Source organism: Neomelitea salexigens DSM 19753, assembly GCF_000422345.1.
In the GTDB taxonomy this organism is placed as follows: domain Bacteria; phylum Pseudomonadota; class Gammaproteobacteria; order Pseudomonadales; family Spongiibacteraceae; genus Spongiibacter; species Spongiibacter marinus_A.
Map to the genome: position 1 here is coordinate 238,418 of NZ_AULP01000001.1, position 15,860 is coordinate 254,277.

General features: G+C 53.6%; 16 protein-coding genes. 8 read left to right on the forward strand and 8 right to left on the reverse strand.

Annotated elements, in window-relative coordinates; translation table 11 throughout:
* Position 1 precedes the first annotated feature (1 nt).
* Positions 2–421 (forward strand): secondary thiamine-phosphate synthase enzyme YjbQ, encoded by a 420-nt coding sequence (locus tag H573_RS0101125; RefSeq protein ID WP_027872663.1) that lies wholly within the window; start codon positions 2–4, stop codon positions 419–421.
* Positions 422–562: 141 nt separating this feature from the next.
* Entirely contained in the window at positions 563–1,144 is a 582-nt protein-coding gene (locus H573_RS0101130; protein ID WP_027872664.1) for a YtfJ family protein, read from the forward strand.
* Positions 1,145–1,172: 28 nt separating this feature from the next.
* Here the strand turns inward: H573_RS0101130 and H573_RS0101135 are convergent, their stop codons facing one another.
* Positions 1,173–1,673, reverse strand: coding sequence for an SRPBCC family protein (locus H573_RS0101135; RefSeq protein WP_027872665.1), 501 nt, complete (start codon positions 1,671–1,673; stop codon positions 1,173–1,175).
* 91 nt (positions 1,674–1,764) lie between these two features.
* Here H573_RS0101135 and H573_RS16535 point away from each other — a divergent pair, with 91 nt between their 5' ends.
* Both H573_RS16535 and H573_RS0101145 read left to right on the forward strand, forming a co-directional pair.
* Entirely contained in the window at positions 1,765–2,583 is an 819-nt protein-coding gene (locus H573_RS16535) for a pseudouridine synthase (protein ID WP_051170805.1), read from the forward strand.
* A 104-nt stretch (positions 2,584–2,687) separates the two neighbouring features.
* Positions 2,688–4,286, forward strand: coding sequence for a GMC family oxidoreductase (locus tag H573_RS0101145; RefSeq protein ID WP_027872666.1), 1,599 nt, complete (start codon positions 2,688–2,690; stop codon positions 4,284–4,286).
* Positions 4,287–4,288: 2 nt separating this feature from the next.
* On the opposite strand, the gene H573_RS0101150 is transcribed toward H573_RS0101145, so the two are convergent.
* Together H573_RS0101150 and H573_RS0101155 are read right to left on the reverse strand one after the other, a co-directional pair.
* Positions 4,289–5,143 (reverse strand): DUF2971 domain-containing protein, encoded by an 855-nt coding sequence (locus tag H573_RS0101150; protein WP_027872667.1) that lies wholly within the window; start codon positions 5,141–5,143, stop codon positions 4,289–4,291.
* A gap of 1 nt (position 5,144) precedes the next feature.
* Positions 5,145–5,933, reverse strand: coding sequence for an alpha/beta fold hydrolase (locus tag H573_RS0101155; RefSeq protein ID WP_051170809.1), 789 nt, complete (start codon positions 5,931–5,933; stop codon positions 5,145–5,147).
* Positions 5,934–5,985: 52 nt separating this feature from the next.
* On the opposite strand from H573_RS0101155, the gene H573_RS0101160 reads away from it, so the two are divergent.
* A complete protein-coding gene (locus H573_RS0101160) occupies positions 5,986–6,771 on the forward strand; it encodes a hypothetical protein (RefSeq protein WP_154653805.1) in 786 nt (261 codons plus the stop codon).
* Between the two features lie 14 nt (positions 6,772–6,785).
* Here H573_RS0101160 and H573_RS16540 read toward each other — a convergent pair whose 3' ends face one another.
* Together H573_RS16540 and H573_RS0101170 are read right to left on the reverse strand one after the other, a co-directional pair.
* Entirely contained in the window at positions 6,786–8,750 is a 1,965-nt protein-coding gene (locus H573_RS16540) for a DUF3604 domain-containing protein (protein WP_234701817.1), read from the reverse strand.
* 152 nt (positions 8,751–8,902) lie between these two features.
* A complete protein-coding gene (locus tag H573_RS0101170; protein ID WP_027872670.1) occupies positions 8,903–9,526 on the reverse strand; it encodes a glutathione S-transferase family protein in 624 nt (207 codons plus the stop codon).
* 177 nt (positions 9,527–9,703) lie between these two features.
* On the opposite strand from H573_RS0101170, the gene H573_RS0101175 reads away from it, so the two are divergent.
* From H573_RS0101175 to H573_RS0101185, 3 genes are read left to right on the forward strand one after another with little or no spacing between them, the layout of a single operon-like run.
* Entirely contained in the window at positions 9,704–10,027 is a 324-nt protein-coding gene (locus tag H573_RS0101175) for a PepSY domain-containing protein (protein WP_027872671.1), read from the forward strand.
* A 5-nt stretch (positions 10,028–10,032) separates the two neighbouring features.
* Positions 10,033–10,719, forward strand: a complete 687-nt coding sequence (locus H573_RS0101180; protein WP_027872672.1) for a response regulator transcription factor — start codon at positions 10,033–10,035, stop codon at positions 10,717–10,719.
* Positions 10,719–12,065, forward strand: coding sequence for an ATP-binding protein (locus H573_RS0101185; RefSeq protein WP_027872673.1), 1,347 nt, complete (start codon positions 10,719–10,721; stop codon positions 12,063–12,065). The genes H573_RS0101180 and H573_RS0101185 overlap by 1 nt, the downstream gene beginning before the upstream one ends.
* Here H573_RS0101185 and H573_RS0101190 read toward each other — a convergent pair.
* From H573_RS0101190 to H573_RS0101200, 3 genes are all read right to left on the reverse strand, one after another.
* Positions 12,055–13,758, reverse strand: coding sequence for a ShlB/FhaC/HecB family hemolysin secretion/activation protein (locus tag H573_RS0101190; protein WP_027872674.1), 1,704 nt, complete (start codon positions 13,756–13,758; stop codon positions 12,055–12,057). The genes H573_RS0101185 and H573_RS0101190 overlap by 11 nt on opposite strands.
* Positions 13,759–13,774: 16 nt before the next feature.
* On the reverse strand, positions 13,775–14,704 hold the full coding sequence (locus H573_RS18725; RefSeq protein WP_051170815.1) for an OmpA family protein: 930 nt from the start codon (positions 14,702–14,704) through the stop codon (positions 13,775–13,777).
* 181 nt (positions 14,705–14,885) lie between these two features.
* Entirely contained in the window at positions 14,886–15,719 is an 834-nt protein-coding gene (locus H573_RS0101200) for a hypothetical protein (protein WP_154653806.1), read from the reverse strand.
* Positions 15,720–15,860 lie beyond the last annotated feature (141 nt).

Sequence of the window (15,860 nt, forward strand, 5' to 3'; positions counted from 1 at the left end):
TATGTGGATACAACGAACGATTACTCTGCGCGCGAAAGCGCGTGGCTTCCACCTCATCGACGATGAGATCATCGCGCAACTGCCGGAAATCTCACAATTATCTGTCGGTTTATGTCAGCTGTTTATTCAACACACCTCGGCATCATTAACACTTAACGAGAATGCCGACCCCACAGTGCGTAGCGACTTTGAGTATTTTTTCTCACGCTGCGTTCCCGAAGGCGATATCCATTACCAGCATACCGATGAGGGCTGTGACGATCTTCCAGCTCATATTAAAGCCAGTCTAGTGGGCAGTGACGTGACAATACCCGTGAGCAAGGGACGGCTTGCCTTGGGTACTTGGCAAGGCGTGTACCTTGGAGAGCACCGCAACAGAGGTGGCCAACGCCGCATTGTTGCGACACTTTTTGGCGAATAATGGGTCTCAGTGGAGGTCTCAGCCAATTCAGCCTCGGTTCAGATACGAGGCCGATAATGTGAACTAAGCGTCATCATTGCAACGCGGCGGCTATGCTATTCTGCCGCGCATTGCTTTAACTACTATTATAAGGATCGATTCATGTTGCGTTTATGGAAATCTGTAGCCGTCTCACTGGCTCTGCTTGGCAGCAGCTTGGGTATGGCACTGGAAGTGGGCGGCAATTTACCTACACTGGACGTGCCAAGCCGCGGGGAGCTGGTTATGTCGGGCGACAAGGTGAGCTTCAGCCCTTGGTCTAGCACCAGTATCAGCACGGGCAGCCCAGCACTCATTTTTCACATGCCTGCGCGCATGTCATCAGATGCCGCGATTGCCCCCCTTCGCTCACGGCTGGAAGCCGGCGAGTATCCCACTGAGAGTTTCCAATCAATTTCCGTGGTTAACCTCGATGACGCACTCTGGGGAACCTCTGGCTTGGTCGCTGGTGAGCTCGCCAAGAATAAGCGCGCTCACCCCCAAGCTGTACTCGTTGCCGACGATGCCGGACGCGGGCTAAAGGCCTGGCAATTAAAATCCCGAACCATTGCGGTTATTTTGCTCAATGCCGAGGGTGAAATTACTTACCTGAAGGAAGGCGAACTGTCGCAGGATGATATTGACACCATTATCGCAAAGCTGGACGCCGAAATTGCCAGTGCGGAGCGTGTTGCGAACAACTGAGTTAGGTCGTAAAAAAGCGCGCCATGTATCAATTGGCGCGCTTCTCCAATAAGCGTTTCAAGTTCTTGAGCATCATTTTCACACCAAAACGCATCACAGGGCTGAATACGGGTAGAAATACCTTACTAAAGCCCTTTGGCTTCATCGCCATTGTCCACCGCACGCGGCAGCGGTTATCCGCCAATTCGTCCACTTCGTAGCGCTCAGCAAAGGACTCGATATTGTCCCGGGTAGCGTGTGTGAAACAAAATGCCATTTCCCTGCCCCGTTCCCAGGCAATAAACTCTTCGAAACCCGTCAGTCCGCCCATCATATATACTGTGCGAGTCGTCCCGATCCCGAAAGGCCTCGGCGAGGTCCACTCCACGCGCTGGATCGGCATTGCCCAACGGGGCCAGTCATCGGCATTTTCAAAAGATGCAAAGACATCTGCCGCGCTGACACCGAACTCTACCTCGGCAACGTACTTAAACGGTGCTGATTCAAAGAAGGTCATATCCACGGCTTGACACAAAAATTTTTCTGCCACTTATTATCTCCGCTGATTTTTCTGGCATACGTAGTAGTAGATCGGGAAATCTACCCCGCCCAGCCACTAGCGACAAGAAAACCTAGGGAAAATGACAAACTCTTCATCAAACTCGCAAGATAAGGAACCAAAAAGTGCAGAAAACGCCGTTGAGCAACTGCCGTTGCTCTATCGCGACGACGATATTGTTGTGGTGGACAAGCCCAGCGGCCTGCTCGTTCACCGCAGCCCGATAGACCGGCGAGAAACGCGCTTTGCCCTTCAGATACTCCGCGAGCAGCTAGGGCAATACATCTACCCCGTTCACCGCCTGGATAAACCCACCTCAGGGGTTATGGTTTTTGGCCTGCACAGCGAGAGTGCCTCGGTATTAGCCAAACAGTTTGCCCAGCATCGCATCCGCAAGGCCTACCTAGCGACAGTTCGGGGTTACGCCCCCGCAAGTGGCTGCATCGATCATCCATTGCGGGCAGACCCAGATCGCTATGCGGGAAGAACGGAGTTTGGGGACGCCAAGCCGGCCATTACCCACTATCAGTGTCTGGCTCAGTACGAACTTGATGCCTGTATCGAAAAATACCCTCAATCGCGCTACTCATTGGTGCTCGCCGAACCGCTGACCGGGCGGCCCCACCAGATTCGCCGACACATGAAGCATATCGCCCACCCCATTATTGGTGACGCCAAGCATGGCCGCGGTAGGCATAACCGTTATTTTGCTGAGCATTTAGCCTGCCCTCGCCTGTTACTGCACGCCATGGCCCTAGAGTTCAGCCATCCCGCCAGTGGCCAACGGCAGCGCTTTGTGTCGCCGTTAACGGGGACCTATGCGGCATTAGTGGAGGCGTTTAACTGGCAGACAGCGGTGAACACCGCCGAGCATAGACTTGACTGGCCGAAGGTTACATAATTATAACTTAACCTTGTCGCCCATTCCCTCTACGCTAATGGGAATAACCTGACCGGCCCCTGCGCCCGAACACCAGTAAAACAATAACGCGAGGCAAACTCACTGTGACTAAGCTCTATGACTACATTATTGTCGGCGCCGGCTCCGCTGGCTGCGCCCTGGCCAATCGCCTCAGTGAGGACGGCCAACGCAATGTCCTGCTCCTAGAGGCAGGTGGGAAAGACAGCAATCCTGTTATTCATATGCCACTGGGTTTTGCATTCACCATGAAAAACCCCAAATTCAGCTGGTGCTATGCCAGTGAGCCTGAGCCTCATATGAATGATCGCCGCATTGACCAGCCCCGTGGCAAGGTGCTCGGCGGTTCCAGTTCAATTAACGGCATGGTCTATATACGCGGGCAAAAGGAAGATTACGACCATTGGGCGGCTCTGGGTAACACCGAGTGGAGCTATGACAAGCTACTGCCTATCTTTAAGCGCAACGAGGCCTATGTGGGCCAATGCAGTGACGAATACCACGGGCGCGACGGCCAACTCCACGTCGATGACGTGCAAGACCACTACGAAATGGCGGATCTCTACGTGAAAGCCGCGCAGGAAGTGGGCATCCCCTACAACCCTGATTTCAACGGCGAAACTCAGGAAGGCGCAGGGTTTTATCAAGTGAATATTCGCCGCGGCCGCCGTCAGAGCACTGCGCGCACCTATCTGCGCAATGCCGCGAAGCGCAGCAATTTGACGATTGAAACCAACGCCCTGGCGAGCCAGATTATTTTCGAAGGTCATCGCACAACCGGTCTTCGCTATTTGAAAAATGGTAAGGATGTCACCGCTCGCTGCCGGGGAGAAATCATTTTATGCGGTGGCACAATGAACTCACCGCAGCTGTTAGAACTTAGCGGTATAGGCAATGCCGAGCTGTTGCGTCAGAAAGGCATTAAGTCCGTCCACAATTTGCCCGGTGTCGGTGAAAATATGCAGGATCACCTCACCGTGAACACCCAGCGCTCCTTCGAGGGACTGCGAACGTTCTATGAGGACTCACGCCCGCTGCCAATGATCGGCAATTTATTCAAGTTCTGGTTTAAGGGCAAAGGCATGCTGGCGCACCCGGCCTCGCAGGTTGGTGTTTTCTTCCGCACCTCGGACGACGTCGATCGCCCCGACGCGCAGATTCACTTCACCCCTGCCGCGGGTGATCAGGACGAAAACGGCCGCATGCTCACCGTGCCAGGCACCACAGCGACTGTATGCTATCTGCGACCAAAGAGCCGCGGCTGGGTGCACATTCGCAGCACAGATCCAACCGAGCCACCGGCATTTATTCACAACTACCTCGCGGAAGAGGAAGATCGTCAAAAGATGATCGCAGCGATTCGCAAAACGCGTGAAATTTTTGAGGCTCCCGTCTTCGACTCCTGGCGCCGTGAAGAGCTTGTGCCCGGCCCTGAAGTACAAAGTGACGAAGAGATTCTTGAGTTTGTGCGCAACACCGGCGAGTCGGTATACCACCCTGTTGGCACCTGTAAAATGGGTAACGACGACATGGCCGTGGTCGACCAGCACCTCAAAGTACATGGTGTTGAAGGCCTTCGCGTTGCCGATGCATCCGTGATGCCCACGATTATTTCCGGAAACACCAACGCAACTTCAGTGCTGATCGGCGAGCGCTGCGCCGACTTCATCCTCTCAGGCCAGTAGGCCTATCGCTGGCGGTAGGGTATCTGGCAATAGTCGATACCCTCTGCTGGCTGAATACCGTGCTTCAGCAGGCACATTTTCAGCGAGTTCATCGACAAACTAATATTGGGCGTGGGGCCCAAGTAAACATGATCGAGAGCCATTGCTTCACCCTCTGATGAGGCCAGTGCAAACTTCATATACGGCACCAGCATACTCCGGCCTTCTCGAAAGAAAACCTCTGCATTGGGGTAGTTGGAAATTACCGGCGAAACCAAACGCCACTCCTGCTCTTCCTCAAACGAGGGGTGCTTCAAAATCGCGGCGATACGCAGTAAGTCGGTTTCCAGGTGAGCAAATAAACTCGGGTAATCCTTCTGCTCCCCTTCTCCGGCCAACAGCTCCACACCGTCGATGATTTCTGCGATCAAGCTATGCTGGGCGCTCGGAGCATAGACACAGCGCCCCAGGTTAAAGCTCTGGCTGCTCGCACAGCGACGAATAAAGGCAGCATTGAAGCCGAGACTTGCGCCTTTACCCACCGAGCTGTACCCGCGCCATTGGCTCAATAAATTGCCATTGGAGCGAAACGAAGCACCAAATAAAATATGGCCATTGGTGATACGGTGCTGCACCCAATCGATAAACGCATTTAGCAGCGCCGGCTGATCATGCCCCTGGCGAATTCGCAGCTCCACCTCGCGCTTCACCAAATCGGCGGTGTGCCTGAGCTCCGCAGAATCATTCATGTAGCGGATGTCGCTGGCCCACAGTACACCGCTGCCCAGGATGCCCAAAACGCCGCTCAACGACGTGTAATGGTAAAGCGTGTCGAGGGGTTGCTCGGCGTAAAGCTGCGCACTAATGGCATCAATCATGTTAGCTCTCAGCCAAAAAATCAGACACCAGGGCGTTGAACTCACGCGGCTTTTCGGCGTGCAGCCAATGCCCCGTTCCGGCTATGGTTTCGATACGACTGTCGGGAAACTGCTTCATAATTCCCACCCGGTTCTCATCGATAATATAGCGAGAGTTCTCGCCGCGTATAAATAGTGTCGGCCCCGCGTAGGGTTCTGCGGCGGGCGCATCACGCAGTAAATCGTAGCAGTCTGCAATCACCGAAAGATTCATGCGCCAGGCCCAACTCTCGCCATCACGAACTAGGTTTTTCAGCAAGAACTGCCGTATGGGTAGCTCCGGTACTGCTTCTTTGAGCTGCTCGTCGGCATGCTCTCGGTTACGCAGCGCTCGCAAGTCCATGGCCAATAAGCCCTCGATAATGGCATCGTGCCCGCGCCCATAGCGAACCGGTGCAATATCAGCGACCACGAGCTTCTCCACCAAATTGGGCTGAGAAGCCGCCAATTGCATCGCTACCTTGCCACCAAGAGAGTGGCCGAGAAACGTCGCACTTTGCACCGCCAGCTCGCCGAGGGTTTTGGCTACATCCTCAGCCATACTGGGAATATCCATATAGTCTCGGTGAGGAGACTTACCGTGGTTGCGCAGATCCATGCGAACCACTCGGTAGTTGGGTTCCAAATGGCGTGACAGGGTCAATAAATTACTAGCCGAGCCAAATAGCCCGTGCAGTAGTACGACGGTAGGCCCCTCGCCCCGCGACTCGCTGTGCAGCACCGCCGCTGCATTTTTTACTTCACTTCTCATGCTCTGATCCGGTTGCTAGAATGCCTGCGCATTCAAATAAATAGGTGTTACTGTGAGAATTTTGCTTCCGATAGTTGCTGCAGCAGGACTGTTGCTCGGTGCCTGCAGCTCCGTGAGCTACAACCCCACTGTGTTCGATTTCTTTATCGCCAAAGACGCTATGGCTGCGAAACCAGTGAAAAAAGTGATCGTTGCCAGTGTCAATGTCACCGGTGAACCCACCCGCTCCATGTTACGGGACAGCGTGACGAAAATCGATTCGATGGTGGTGGACTACCTGCAAGAAAATGGCTTCGAGATCGCCCCTCAACATCTATTCAACAATGCCTGGCAGCAGGCGCTGCTAAACTTCGGTGATTTCTACGATCCCACAACCGGCAAAGTCGACCAACAGGGTTGGCAACAGGTAATGGCCAGCACCTTTCAGAGCCTGCAGGCACACAAAGATATCGATGCGATCGTCTTTACTGACCTAATCGCTCACGATGTGCAGCACAGCAGGGGCATGAAACACTATGCCCGCTGGTATGGCGTTACCCGCGAACCTGCCACAGAGGGCGCAAGCGCCAGTGTTCCGGTTGATTTCAATTGGACTCAAGTGATCAAGGGCGCGAGCTTAGTGATTACTCTCTACAGCACCGAAGGGCAGCCGCTGTTCGCCAGCCGCGGTGGTTTGGATACGCTGCATGCAATCGACTCCCGCAAGAGCCAAGATGGCTTCGTGCGCCGTAAAAAAATCCTTGGCAACAGCAGCCGCATCCAAGAGGGTATTGAGCTTGCCTTTCACCCATTAATTGTTATGGATCGCTATCCGGCGCCGCCCAAAAAGCAGCCTTGAATGAGGCCATCCCCTTAACTGCCAGAGGGAGCCTGCTGCGTGGTCACCCACACTGGCGAGCTCCAGGCTCGCTCTTGTATTTGACGTCGGTGGTCATCACGACAGCAGCTTTCATAGCCAGGTGAAATGGTGTCCGGCTCGCTGCAGTCTACTGCGGCCGCCACGCACAGCTGCTGACTCCACCGGCAACGGGGCACTTCGACGGCGCGAGCGTAGTAGTAATGGCGCGCTTCTGGGTCGAAATCCGGATCCTGCCATACCGAGCACAGCTGTGTGGCACCACTACCCTGCGTTTGGCAGCTGCTTATGTCTACAGTCGCCGGCTTTCCCGAGCTGGCAATATCAATCACTGTCTCTGAGCGCTGACCCGCGCTATCAACACTGCCTTTTACAATCTGTAGAGTTTGCAGGGGCAAGCCAGGCTGCTTCGCTATGCCGGGATCCATTGCGGCCATCACCGCAATACGGGGGACCGATGATGAACTAAGCTGGAGCTCCCCTCCCATGGGTACGCCGTTTTCATAACCCACTTTGGCAAAATCCGTGCGCTCACATAAATCGTTAGGGAGTTCCTCACCCGCAAAAACTCTTAGGGCGATACGCGGACCACTTGTCGCATAGACCTCGCGCCTTAACAAGGCATCGAAAATGGCGTCGCGACTATTCTCTTCTGCCCATACCGCCGCAAGGCCACCCGGATTAAACTCAATATCATCGGGCAAGCCCGGCGGCAAACTTTCACCCGCAGGCATACCTGCCCCACCATGCCCCAGGAATTCTTCCTCGCTCACCGCTCCAGGCGCAGAAATGTGCGTGTCGCTGCTGGCGATAAAGCCAAAAGCCAGTGGATTTAGCCCCGAGTCGCTGGAGTTAGCGTACGCCAGGCCGTCGCGCAATACTTCGCGCAAAAAACCGGATTTTGGCCCGGCTGGCTCACTCAACGAGGGGGAAAGTTTACCGAGAAACTTGCTGCGAAAGCTGCCGTAAGGTAATTGTTCGAAACCGCACAGCTCATCCTCAGATTGCAGCGGGTCGTAGTAGCACTCGGAACTGCCCTTGTGCTGCATAATTTCTACAATTCGCTCTAAACGTGCTCTCTGCGCCTCCCTACTTGGGTCGTTATTACCCTCTTCGTTCAAGGCGAACATGTAGCCATCACTCAGATTGCTATTGTGCGGAATCACCAACACTTCACAGTTTTTGAGGCCGCTCGCTTTGCCACATTGCGCGTCTAGCCCATCCCACAGTTGTGGGGCACTGGGGGCATCGATAAAGGAAACCGGCAACGCTGGTACACTGGCATTGCGAAAAATAATATTGCGATGGAGATTGGCGAGATTCTCAGCTGCCCCCGTCCACTCATAGGCCACGAAAGAGGTAAATTCACAGTCATCACTGCGGTCGTAAGCCAATTCAGCTGAGGTTTGAATGTCTTGCCAGGGCCGCAAGGCCGCCTGTCGACAGTATTCGCCATCTTCACCACAGAAGCCTAAGCGGCCGGCCATGGCCGCTTGGGTATTGAACAGGAAAAATGCCCCGCGAGGCCAACCGCGATACAAACGACATTGCCAGCTACCAAAGCCGCGCTGTGAAGGGTCCAAACAAATATCGCGCTCGCCAAATAACTCGGCGTGATCTGTCACCGCCGCGAAGTCCAGAGGCCTCTCTAGTTTTAGCTCCCTCAACGCCTCGCCATTAGGGAGCCAGGGCTGAACGGGTAGACGGCCACCTTTTGCAAAACGGTAAGCATCGGCGGGAGAGGTTCGAGTACCCTGGGTGCTTGCATCCAAGGAGTACTTGGTATGCACGTGCAGATCACCAAAGAGTAATTGTCGTTCGGGCTGCCAATTTTTGCAGCGAGGCTTTTTATTCAGATTCGAGGCCGGGGGGGTATCCAGGTTTGCAACTGGCTGGGTATAGCCCTGTTGGCACAGCATGAGAGCACAAACACTCAAAGCGGCAACTATTATTCTTTGCATATTAGCCATTCCGGGTGGTAAATGACTATTTTGCGCCAACAGCCGTTGGGCGGCATCCTCCATCCGGCCTAGCCAACTGCCCTAAGTGCAGCGACGTGTAGACCGGCTGGAGGCCTTTGCGCCTAAATCAGCCGGCTGGTTGTTGTGCTAACTTACTCACCGAAGTGCTGCTTCATCGTGTCGAACCACGCCCTCAGCACCGGACAATCTTCAGGAATATCGCGTTTTACCCAGTTGCAGAAGCCGAGTACCGCGTAGAGGTCGATATCCGCTTGGCTTAAGGACTCTCCCACCAAATACTGGCGATTCTGCAATTCTTTTTCCATTGCTTGATAAAATGCCGTAATGCGAAGGTGGCCCCTTTCTTCCAGTTCAGCGATCTGAGGCACCGCTACCGGCCCAGGCAATGCACGGTCTTTAAACGCGGGGTTAGTATTGCGCAGGACCTCTGCGACAGCCGCCAAGCCATCAACATAGAGACGCTGACACCAAGCGATAATTTTTGCGCGCTCTAAGGCGTTAGCACCGAATACACTCTTTTCGGGAAACTGGTCGTCAATATAGAGCGAAATGGCAATGGCATCACACAGGGTGTCGCCATTATCGAGTTGCAGAGCAGGCACCGTGCACAGCGGGTTAATTTTGCTGTATTCACTGTTCATCTGCTCGCCTTTCATCAGGTCGACCTGTTCAGAATCAATGTCGATGCCCTTATGTTTTAACATCAGGCTCACCCGCCTGGGGTTTGGCGCGGGATCAAAGGTATAAAGTTTCACACTACTCTCCTTATTGGTTGACGCTGAACAAACCGGTTCAGCGAAAGTTAAGCCTAGTCCCCTCAAACTGCAAGTGTCTGACAGGACTACCGAACAAAGACACTGAACAATTTGAGTTGACTGCGGTAACCTATAAGCGCCCGAACGGCCACGCCAACCCGCAAAGCCAGTGACATTATGAATTTTCGACATTGCTTTAAAACCCTTGCCGCGATCGTTTTCGGCATGCTTCTTTCAATAAACAGCTACAGCAGCGGTTTGTTGGAAAAAGGTATAAACAACGGCCGAGGTGCGCTAGGCGTTTCGCCACGCAACGCCTTGGAACCGCGACGAAACCAGCCGCTGATTAGCGCGAGTGAGGCGATCTCAATTGCTGAACGGCGCTACGGCGGTCGCGCAGTCGGCGCCAAAAAAATTCAAACCGTTAACGGCAATGCCTACCGCGTGCGCATATTGCAAAAAAATGGCAAGGTCAAAAACGTCATCATCGATCAAAGGTAGCTCACGTGCGTGTATTAATCGTTGAAGACGAGTCTCTGTTGCAAGCCCAACTTGTCGAGCAATTCACGGCAGCGGGCTTTGCCTGCGACGCCTGTAGTGACGGAGAGGAAGCCCTGTTCCTGGGAAGGGAACATCCCTATGACCTTGCCATCGTTGATATAGGCTTACCCAAGTTAGACGGCATTAGCGTCGTCGGGCACTGGCGTGAAGATGCCAGAGACTTTCCCGTACTGATTTTAACGGCGCGAGACAGCTGGCAAGACAAAGTGAAAGGCTTGGAGTCCGGCGCAGATGATTACGTTGCAAAGCCTTTTCAGATCGAGGAAGTACTGGCGCGCGCAAATGCCCTGATACGGCGCTCAGCCGGGTTTGCCAGCCCGCGCATCAGTTTTGGCGAACTACAAATTGATACCGCTGCCAAATCGGCTACCGTCGCCGGACGCAAATTAGAGCTCACTACCTTTGAGTATAATGCGCTGGAATACTTGGCAATGCGCAGCGGGCAAGTCGTATCTAAAACTGAGCTCACAGAGCACCTGTATGATCAAGACTTTGATCGCGACAGCAACGTTATAGAGGTCTTTATCGCCAGACTGCGAAAGAAAATTGACCCAACCGGCGAGCTCAAGCCCATCAGCACGCTTCGTGGTCGCGGTTATCGCTTCGAGCTAGGAGAGGATTCGCAACAATAATGGCGACGCGCCACTCCTCAATTAGCCGCCGGCTCATCATCTCGATGATCATTGCTATGCCCCTATTACTGGGATTGACCGCCGCTGCTATTGATCGCGCCTACCAGAGTAGTTTGCTGAAAGCCGAGGAAAACCGACTCCAAGCCCAATTTTTTTCTCTATTAGGGGCCGTTGAATGGAACGAGGAGGATGGCTTTCGCACCGATGATCGGCTCAAAGAGCCCGACTTCTGGCAGTTTCGCTCCGGGCTTTACGCTGACATACAATCTCCCGACGGTAAGCAGCTGTGGCGCTCACTAAGCGCCGATACCTTGTCGCTACCCAACAACTTCGAAACATCACGGCCTGGCGAGGCCGTCACCGGCGAAACGCTCATCGACCAAAAACCTTTCCTCTATTACCGCTACCGCGCCCTGTGGGAAACGGAGGAAAATGAGGATCTGGCGATTGTTTTTTCTCTGTACTCAGAAAAAACAAATCTCATTCGAGAACAGAGACAGTTCCGCCAGCAGATGGCGATATGGATGACCATCGTTGCTTGTCTTTCTGTGCTTTTAGTATCTGTCATCCAATACTGGGGCTTAAAACCACTGCGCAGGCTGGCAAAAGAACTGCGTTTACTAGAGAAAGGCCAAGCCGAGCGGCTCGGCGATAACTACCCCAGTGAATTGGCGGCTATCACCAGCAACCTCAATCAACTAATCGAAAAAGAGCGCCGGCAGCGCGAGCGGTATCGCAATACCTTGGGGGACCTAGCTCACAGTTTGAAAACCCCGCTTGCGGTGCTAAAAAGTGGCCAGTTAGACGACGTTCAACGTAACGAACAAATCGAGAGGATGGATAATATTGTTCGCTACCAGCTGCGCAGGGCCGTAAGCAGCGGCCAGCAGCAGCTACATATCAAAACGCAGATCAAACCATTAGTGGAAAGGCTTATTCACACCTTGCAGAAGGTCTATCACGCTAAATCATTTACTGCAGAGGTCGCGCTCAACAGCCAGACAACCGTGCCTATAGACGAGCAGGATTTAATGGAATTACTTGGCAATCTGCTCGATAACGCCTGCAAGGCCTGTCATGCACGGGTGTGTATTTATGCCGAGCTCATGGTAAACGGCGCTGTTGCGCTTTTTATTGAAAATGACGGCAAAGGCTTAGAGCAAGAAGACATCGACAGTATGATGGTTCGCGGCAAGCGCGGTGATCAATATGGTGACGGTCAGGGGCTGGGGCTCGCCATTGTGCGAGACATTGCCGACAGCTGTGGCATAGAGCTACGTTTTGCCGCTCGCGAGCAAGGCGGCAGTATTGTCACCCTGCTCTTCCCTACACCGTCTAATAGCTGACTTTAAGGCGCCAGAAGAAGTCGACCTCGGCAGCATCGAGCAAGCTCTGGTTGATATTTTCATCATCGATCGGGTGGGCCACCACAAACTCGCTGCTTAAGTGGTCCTTATAGCTAGCTTTTAAGGCGAAGCCTGCGTCGCTAATCATTCTTGTGTCACCGGCATCACCGCGTGCATCTTCGTACCACACCCAACCTTGCTCGATGAACACAGACGGCTTTATTTCCAGGCCCATAAAAGGTAGTGGGTTAGATTCAAAGCTCAACTTTGCATAGTGGCCTGAATCGCCTACCAGTACCCCAGGAAGGTAAGCCGCCAAACCGTTACTGCCTCCCAAGTAGTATTGCTGCTGGAGTGGTAATTGGCTGCCATCGGAGTACTGGCCTGTGAAACTCGCCGTTAGATTCGCCCAATCAACCACGGCGGATTGCAGCGAGAAACGGGGCTTAAATATAGTAAACTCACTCGTTCTTCTACCGATGAACACCACGCCTTGACGGTCGTCTGTGGCAAAGGTGCCACTGTCTGACTTCAGCCCGAAATCGATGAATGCCTGCGCCGTTAACCGACTTGGAAAGCCTGCTATACGCAATAAGCGGTTAAACTTAAGACCTAACTCAAGGTTGGTTTGGGGCTCGTCCAACAACGCCCCACCGTCGCGCAGGTCGATAGTGGAATCGATGTATTCCACGCGCTCGGTGAGCGTCAAGCGGTAAAGGCTATCGCTCATCAAAACCTGCTCGCCGGTAAGTGCTGCGGATTGTGTGCGATGCTCTAAGTACACCTCTTCAGACGTTGTAGTGGTGCCGCCACCACCAATGTTTATCGACGTGCCTGTGCCGCCCAGTAGCGCGCACAACAGCGCAATGTCACACGTACCCAGGCTGAGCAAAGGGTCGTTTGCGGTAGTCACCAAGGCATCAGCAAAGCGCGCATAGTCAACATGGCGCGCTTCGATGCCGTAAAGCCCCCATTGGCTTGGGTAGTTCAGCCGAAACGTATAGCCATCGTAGTAATCACCACCATTGACCTCTCCGAGCTCCGTCAGTGCTCGGTCGTACACAAACTGTAAATGGAGGCCATTGGCGAAATCGTGTTTAGCCGAGACACCACCGAAATAGCGCCCTAAAAAGCGATTGCCATAATTGTTAGCGGAAAGGCTTAACACCGTCGCATCATGGTCAGCTTTTTCACGCTCGCTGAATACCATGGTTAACGCATTGGGGTCCCCTGACACCTGATAGCTTATGCCATAGTCGAGACCTGCGCGGTCACTTTTTAAATTCGCTAACACGCGCTTTGTATCGAATTCACTGCGATGAAGGTCGCTATCGCCAATCAAGGATGAAAAATGCCCTTTGATCCCCTCTGGCGCTTTTATATCGGCCAACGTGCCGTTAATAACATGGACAAAAATTGTCTCGTCGCGCTGGGCGAAATAGATAGTCGTTAACAAGTGCCCCAAGTGATGGTATGACTGATTTAGTGCGTTCACGGCCTGGGCTGGTGTTTTCGCCGCCGCCATCAGCATATCCAGTTGCTCTTTGCTAAGGTGGCGATTCCCCGTTATCCGCAGCGTGTAGCCCGCCACCTCTGCCTCATATACCGCGTCTTCACGTGCAGAGCTGTACTGCACGATCCGCTCAGCAGTGGATGCTTGGGGAGGAATGATTGGGGGTAAATCAATTGCCATACAAAGTCCTTAACCTTTAGCGAGCATCAGATTCGGCGCTATTCTTTGCCGCTCGCATCTCGACACGTCTATTTTCTGCGCGAGCCTGGGCCAAGTCACGGCCGGTCAAACCCTCAACACTTGCCTTTGGCTGCCTTTCACCGAAGCCAACTGCCTGCAAACGCTGCACCTCAACACCTTCGGCAGCAAGAAAACGCACCACGGCCTGCGCACGCGCTAAAGACAGGCGCATATTGTAATCATCATCACCACGGTCGTCGGTGTGGCCGACAACCTCAATTTCAATTTTTTTAAAGCGCTGTGAATTCAGGATATTGGCGGCCTGCCTGAGGGTAGCCGCAGAAGATGCGTCGAGCAAAGCGGTATCACTGGCAAAGCTCACCCCAACGAGACGCAGCGTGCGCCCCGCTTCGAAATGGCAACCCGAGGGCAATACAATGGCCTCAGCAGGCGAGTTCGGGCAGCGATCTACTTCGTCACATACGCTGTCGCGATCGGCATCACGGCACTGCGCCGCAGCAGCCGACCGCGCTAAGGGCTTTTTTGCGCGATTACCATCAACCCTCGCCCCATCGTCACTCGTCCCCTCGTCACTCGCTTGCGTGTCGTCGGAAAGCTTTATGGTAAGCACTTCAGGAATAATGTCGCCGTCTCCGGCTGTGTCTTGCAGGAATTCGATAACCGAGCTTTCACCACCCAAGTTATCGAGCAAGGGTGCCAAAGCATTCCCCCCTCCCTCCACTTCAAGAGGAGACGCTGGCGCTCCCAGCAAAAGAATATCTTGCCCGGCGATTCCGGCTCCTAACGCCGCATCGTCGCTCAACGCATCTAGGGACAACACCGAAATATCATCCTCGCCGCTTCCGGCCCCCGGCACGGTAACATCCACCCCAATACCCAGCACATCGACCGAAATCAACTGTGCCTGTGCAATCGGAGCCGCCATGAGCACGCCGATAAGGAAGGATTGTATAAATGCCCGAAAATTCAAGTGTCGATGCCTATCTGCCGGAACATGACCCAAATTTATAATATGCGTTATTGTGATATAGCTAGCGGAAACTTAAAAGTAAAAAAGCCGGTTCCCTAAGGAAACCGGCTCTACTATATCAGGTCAACACGCCTCGTTAGGGTGTTGGCAATTCAAATACTGGCTCCTGGCCGTCAAACCCAAATGAAAAGCTGAAAGCCGCTGACTCGAAAGAAAACGCGAGTGAAAGCGGCAATGCACTGGGCTCAGAATCGCTATCACTACCCTCAGATGGCGCGGGGATAGGCAGTACATCTAACACTGGCTGAAGAGGGTTATCACTTTCACCGCCCTCACCGCCAGCTGCGGCGCTCTCAAATTGATCAACAAGGGGCTGCAGCGGGTTATCGCCCTCTCCACCACCCTGAAGCTGGTCAAGCAGAGGCTGAAGCGGGTTGTCGCCACCGTCACTGTCTCCCTCAGGCGCAAACCCCATCAAGTTCTCTTGAAGGTGTGCAAACAGCACTTCCAGTGTCGGCGGAATGGCTTCAACGCTCGCTTGAACGGCTTCCGGGTCGGTTGCCAAGGTATCGACAACATCAGTCACTGCATCCACGGTTCCGTCCTTGCCTGCCAAGTCGTTGGCCAAGTCGTCTACCGTCTTCGTCAGCTGCAATGCGTACGGCGCAAGAGGGTTTTCACCACCGCCCTGAAGCTGGTCCAAAATGGGCTGCAAGGGGTTGTCACCGCCGCTACCGCCGCCCTGCAATTGATCCAAGATCGGCTGCAGAGGGTTATCTCCACCACCATCAAGCGCTGAAAGCTGGGAATCGATTTCGTTTAACGGCGCGACGATTGCGTCGAGCGGCGTTCCCGCCAAGCCTTCAGCAAGCGGTTCGATGATTGGCGCCAAAGGGCCGGCACTTGAGAGTGATGATGCAGCCGCAATGGCTGCCGCTAATGACATTTGTTTCATTGATAGAGTTTTCACAGCATGTCCTCCAGACATTTTTTGTTTTTCCGCGAACAGAATCTACGTTCTGCTTTATTTGTGTTATAGACCGATAATACGCGTTTATACGTATTGATTATAGTGATTCAAATCACAAAAGCCTTTGTTATGTGAAAAGCG